Here is a 4841-nt window from a genome sequence, read left to right on the forward strand (position 1 = left end):
AAACTTTGCGCTATAGCTAACCACCTCGTGGAGGTTCGATCCCTCCCCCTACAGCTGTATAAAGCTTCTATTAGATTGATTATCAGTTTAATAGAAGCTTTTTTATTTTCTATAAGTGACACTATGGGTGACACTACAAAATATGTAAGCTGCTTTTAGGGGTCAATATGAAGCAGGTAATTTGATACATTTACCTAAACATTAATATTACACCAACCAATACTGCGACAATTCCAATAGGTAGTAATCTAAATCTAAGACCATATAGCGAAAATGGTCTTTTCCTAAGACCTAAATAGATATAAACAAGCTATTGGTACCCACACCGCCAAATTATGACGGCAACAGGCAGATTTTGGCAGGTAAAGACCCGAATATCGGCGTTCTGAGGGCTCTTTTTAGCTCATTTGCGGACGCTCCCGGAGGACTGAAAGAAGAATTGCGTGAAATACGCTTCTCTGGCGGGCTAGAATACACCTTTTATCAGCAATTCAGCCTCCGTGGAGGGGTCAGTATTGAAAATGTTACAAAGGGGAACAGAAATTTCCTTGGATTTGGGGTGGGATATTCCGGGATACTCAATGACCAAGCTTGGGGGATGGATTTTCATTACCTGGTACCGCTTAAAACGGTGACCGGTGTTTCACCTTATCAGAACAGTTGGGGCGTAAGTTTAAAAATAGCAATTAGAAATTTGGAAGACTAACAATAATTGATTTTCATGTGCGAGAATGGGACTTGAACCCATGGCCTCAGGGTTATGAAGATTTTTTGAAAAAATGAAGGCGTTGATATGTATGCGTTACGTTTTCACAAAACCGAAATCAACCGATTTTGACCGAACTCAGGAGGTGTTTTCCTCACGCAGAGTAATAATACAAATGTTATGTTCAATTTGGCTCCCCTTATTGAAGAAAAATGCAACTATAATACGATAATTGAGTATGTCACTAGCAGGAAATTAAAAGGTTAATTAAGGTTTAAATTAACAAAAAATTAACTTGGCCTCTGGTCTGAAATTTGGGGAGTTAGTAGGAAGTATTATTTTTATACAAAAAAACTTTATCTAATTATGAAAAAATTTAACTAGGGCATTATTTTAAGCCTAACATTGATCGTATTTATTACTTCATTAACTCTTAACTCATGTTCAAAGAGCAGCTCTGAAATAATTAACTCAAATAAAATAGTTCAGACTTTTTTCGAATCTGCTACTTTTTTGCGACATAAATCTGACCTTGAAAATTTTGGAACAATTGATTATAAGAATGCCGCAACAACGAAGCTGGCAGTTAATAATAATCGAGATTCTTTCAATTTGATTTTCGTTCCAATTATGAAAAATAAAACAATAATAGGAACATTACAGGTGGTTGAGTTAGGAATCGGTGGAATTTTACCAAATAATGATTTGTATGCGTTAAACTACATGGACGCTAAAGAGTTCAATTATTCAACCTTATCTGGGAAACTGCGAATGGTTGATATGAATTATGATAATTATATTCACTCAAACATAGTAGTTGAAAATAATCAAATTAAAAGTTGGAAGGCAACAGGATTACCTCAAGCTCTTTCTGATAAATATCCCAGATCATCACAAAAAATAGCTACCAATAGTATTTCTTCTGGAAGTGGAACCAGTAACCCGACTTCTCCGCTTTCACAACCAAAGGCAATTTATGGTTTGTGTGACTCTGATCATAATAGTAATATATCTTGGAGTGAATGTGTAGTATGTGCTAGTAATGCAATAGCAGCAGACGGTTTTGCAATATTTGTATGTGGTATTTCTAGTATTGGTACCACCTGGGCTCCTTGGTGGGGAGGTTGCGTTGTTTCTGTTGGTGCTGCTTGCGTTTATGTGTCTGCCAGATATTAATTTTAGACTTTAAATTCCTCTTTTATGTTTCTAAATTATGTAATCCCAATTGTATTTAGCATATTCTTAATTTCGGCATTTTTATGCATCTTCATTACATATATTGATATTGTGAAAAATCATTCGCTGTCGGAGCGAAAAAAAGCCGATTTAATTTTAATGATACTTCGGATGCCGTTCGTTGGTTCCTATGTTTATTTCTTTAAAATAAAGTAAGAGGATGGCTTATGGGTGTTAGATGCGGAATAACCTCTTTTCTTTATTTGTCGAAGAAAAAAATAAATGAATAATGTTGAAATAACAGTATTACTAGTTTGCGACATCTTAAAAGGCGGTTCAGGTTTGAACCGCTTTTTTGTTGAATACTATCAACAGAAATACTTCTGTTCTTCTATCGTAGACATTAGCATGAGTCCATGTGATAGTTTTGACATCCATCCTACTGTCAGCTCCCCTAACATCGGTTACGTCAAGAAGAATAAAATTTTTCTTTTTCAAATTTAGAAAATATTTAAAATTATTCTATTACAAACTAAAATTTAAACAAATTCATAATAAACTGACAATCAATCTATTGCGCCTATAATTATTCTTATGTTAAGTAGAATAATTATTTTTCTTTGTTGATGACTGATTGGTTCGTTTGTACAAACCTATCATTTAATGCAAAGCTTAATCTGCGTAGAAAAAGTTATAGTATTCATAGAAAACATTTTAAGGGCCAAAATATATTTACTCTACTAGGATTTAAATCCTGGCGGTATTTTGTGTCTTTTTGCATCCTTATATTTATTCTAAAATCTTTATGTCCTCAATAATTCCTGACAGGTAAAACAATCTAGCCTCAGAAGAAAACCTTCCACCGCTTTGGTCATAAATTGAGCCGGATCGCAAAGCATTAAGTGGCTCATTCCAGATTATTTCGAGAAAGGGATAGGCTAAGTTAAAGTCTTCATTTCTCGCCGGAAAATAAAAAGAGAACGCACTGGATCTTTCCTTTGATCTGTCATATGGTACAGGACTAATATTATAATTAAAATATATTATTTCAATTTTTAAGTCCGCCAGTAATTTTGAAAAGGGCTGTCCTATATACTGACTTTTATTTTGAACGATTGTTTTTAGATACTGAAGCGTATCTGGAACACCCTGTGCTATGGCAGTTGTATTTTTGCATGCAAAAAACAAAACGAGAATTAATAATACTTTTTTCATTTTTAAATTGATTTAGGTAAAAGCTTATTTGCAATCTTCGATAATAATTTTTTTCTTTGGTCTTTTTGGGTCTGGGATAGATTTATATGAAACAGGAGAAAAATTTCCGTCGGGACCTCTTTTGTTTAGCGTTAGTCCGGCATCAAAATCATTGAAGACCACCGAAAGAGCTCTTTCATATGCCAAAAAATCATTAATCTTTTGGTCTTGTAGCTTCTGTCTTGCCGATTTGAAAGCTATTCCTAGTGGATCATCATCATTAAATGTTGAGCCCTGTAGGCTTTGTTCTAGCTTTGGCATGAAAGAGATAGCCTTTGAATAGTTAGAAATAGTAATTGCATAAATATCACCATTTGAGGAAGCAATGAAAGAGTGGGTAAAATAGGGGTTTTTTGATGCTTCATTAATCATTGCAAAAAAATCATATGGAGAGGGTGCCGAATACCCTATAGGTGGGTGGGTATGTAATAGCGCAACAAGCACTTCTAGTCTTCCAACTGAGCCATTAAAAACAAATGTTGAATCGGTTCCAGTTTCTATGTTTCCAGAGTACATTGATGTGAAGGTAGTATCGTATTTATTAGTAGGATTAATTGAGAACTTATGCAAAATCGGAAAACCCTTTTCCTTTTTTTCACTGGCAAGATTGGGAATACTTTCTAATTTAATATTTGCTTGACTCTTTACAAAGACCTCACCTGCTTTGGTTGCTAAATCCTTTATGCTATCACAAGGGGTTTTAAGTGCGGGTCGAGTAGCTCCGTCAGAAATTGGAAACGGCTTCCACGGATTACTTGGCCCATTTTGCGAGCCCCCCCCTCCGCCAGATCCGCCTTTACCGCCACTTCCTGAATTACCGGATCCGTTTCCACTGCCGCTTCCATTAAATAATCTCCAATCGTAGAACCCAAAACCCGGGCTATCTCCACCTCCTGAATTCCCGCCACCATTTCCACCACCGTTTCCACCACCGTTTCCTCCTCCTCCTCCAGGAAATAAATTTGCAAGCCACTCAAAACTAAAAAATTTCTTAACCTTATACCAAAAACTGTCATACTCGTTGCCGCAAGGCGTAATAGGATCGCCCAACCGTTTAACTATAACAATTGAGTCCCTTCCATCCGGAAGAATTATGCGAGTTTCTATCTCACATCCAAAGTCATATTTCTTTGTTTGTGGAGCAGAAGAAAGAAAAGCATTATTAAATAGTCCCAGCGAGTCGGGAACAATTTTTGATTGAACAAGTTTGTTGTTTTCATATAGATTAACCCGAAACGATTTTTCGTCCAGATTAGCGAAACCCACTAGCCCATTTCCTTTGATAGAATCCGAAACTAAGCGTACCACATAGTTCACTTCCATACTGCCATCTGGCCGCCTCTTGAAGTAGAAAGATCCTCCATCTGATCCCTTGCCTGTTGTAGGAATACGAACAAAATGATTTCCGTTTATTGTTGATTGCTCGGCCCTTGCGTATAAAAGGGTTGGTTGGTCTACAAGCGTTGGCAACAGCGTGTTTACCCATTCTTTAATTTCGGTAACCTCAATTCGCTTTTGAGAAAGGGGGGACAAATCGTTTATTACATCCATTTTTTTCTGGCAAGCAGAAATAAGTATAACAAAAAATAATACCAATACGCTTGCTGCTTTATTATTAGCAGTTAGGAAGCGTTCCATGGGGCTGTTTCGTTGCGAAAGAGGTTGCATAGTTTGAAATTTAAAATTAACAATTGTCTATTAATGA

General features: G+C 36.2%; 5 protein-coding genes. 2 read left to right on the forward strand and 3 right to left on the reverse strand.

Going from position 1 to position 4841, the window contains the following annotated elements:
• Positions 1-355 precede the first annotated feature (355 nt).
• Positions 356-706, forward strand: a complete 351-nt coding sequence (locus tag ACOYLT_RS10000) for a hypothetical protein (RefSeq protein WP_422853712.1) — start codon at positions 356-358, stop codon at positions 704-706.
• Between the two features lie 513 nt (positions 707-1219).
• Positions 1220-1882, forward strand: coding sequence for a hypothetical protein (locus ACOYLT_RS10005; protein WP_422853713.1), 663 nt, complete (start codon positions 1220-1222; stop codon positions 1880-1882).
• Between the two features lie 336 nt (positions 1883-2218).
• On the opposite strand, the gene ACOYLT_RS10010 is transcribed toward ACOYLT_RS10005, so the two are convergent.
• From ACOYLT_RS10010 to ACOYLT_RS10020, 3 genes are all read right to left on the reverse strand, one after another.
• The gene (locus ACOYLT_RS10010; protein ID WP_422853714.1) at positions 2219-2380 is read right to left on the reverse strand and encodes a hypothetical protein; all 162 of its coding nucleotides are present in this window, start codon (positions 2378-2380) and stop codon (positions 2219-2221) included.
• A gap of 291 nt (positions 2381-2671) precedes the next feature.
• Positions 2672-3097 (reverse strand): hypothetical protein, encoded by a 426-nt coding sequence (locus ACOYLT_RS10015; RefSeq protein ID WP_422853715.1) that lies wholly within the window; start codon positions 3095-3097, stop codon positions 2672-2674.
• A gap of 24 nt (positions 3098-3121) precedes the next feature.
• Complete coding sequence (locus tag ACOYLT_RS10020; protein WP_422853716.1) at positions 3122-4804, reverse strand: hypothetical protein; 1683 nt, start codon at positions 4802-4804, stop codon at positions 3122-3124.
• Between the last annotated feature and the right edge of the window lie 37 nt (positions 4805-4841).

It is taken from the genome of Flavobacterium sp. (genome assembly GCF_049318185.1).
GTDB lineage: Bacteria > Bacteroidota > Bacteroidia > Flavobacteriales > Flavobacteriaceae > Flavobacterium.

Bases quoted from the DNA above. Each gene is read 5' to 3' on its own strand.
- ACOYLT_RS10015 (WP_422853715.1), bottom strand. From the start codon at position 3,097: ATGAAAAAAGTATTATTAATTCTCGTTTTGTTTTTTGCATGCAAAAAT.
- ACOYLT_RS10020 (WP_422853716.1), bottom strand. From the start codon at position 4,804: ATGCAACCTCTTTCGCAACGAAACAGCCCCATGGAACGCTTCCTAACT.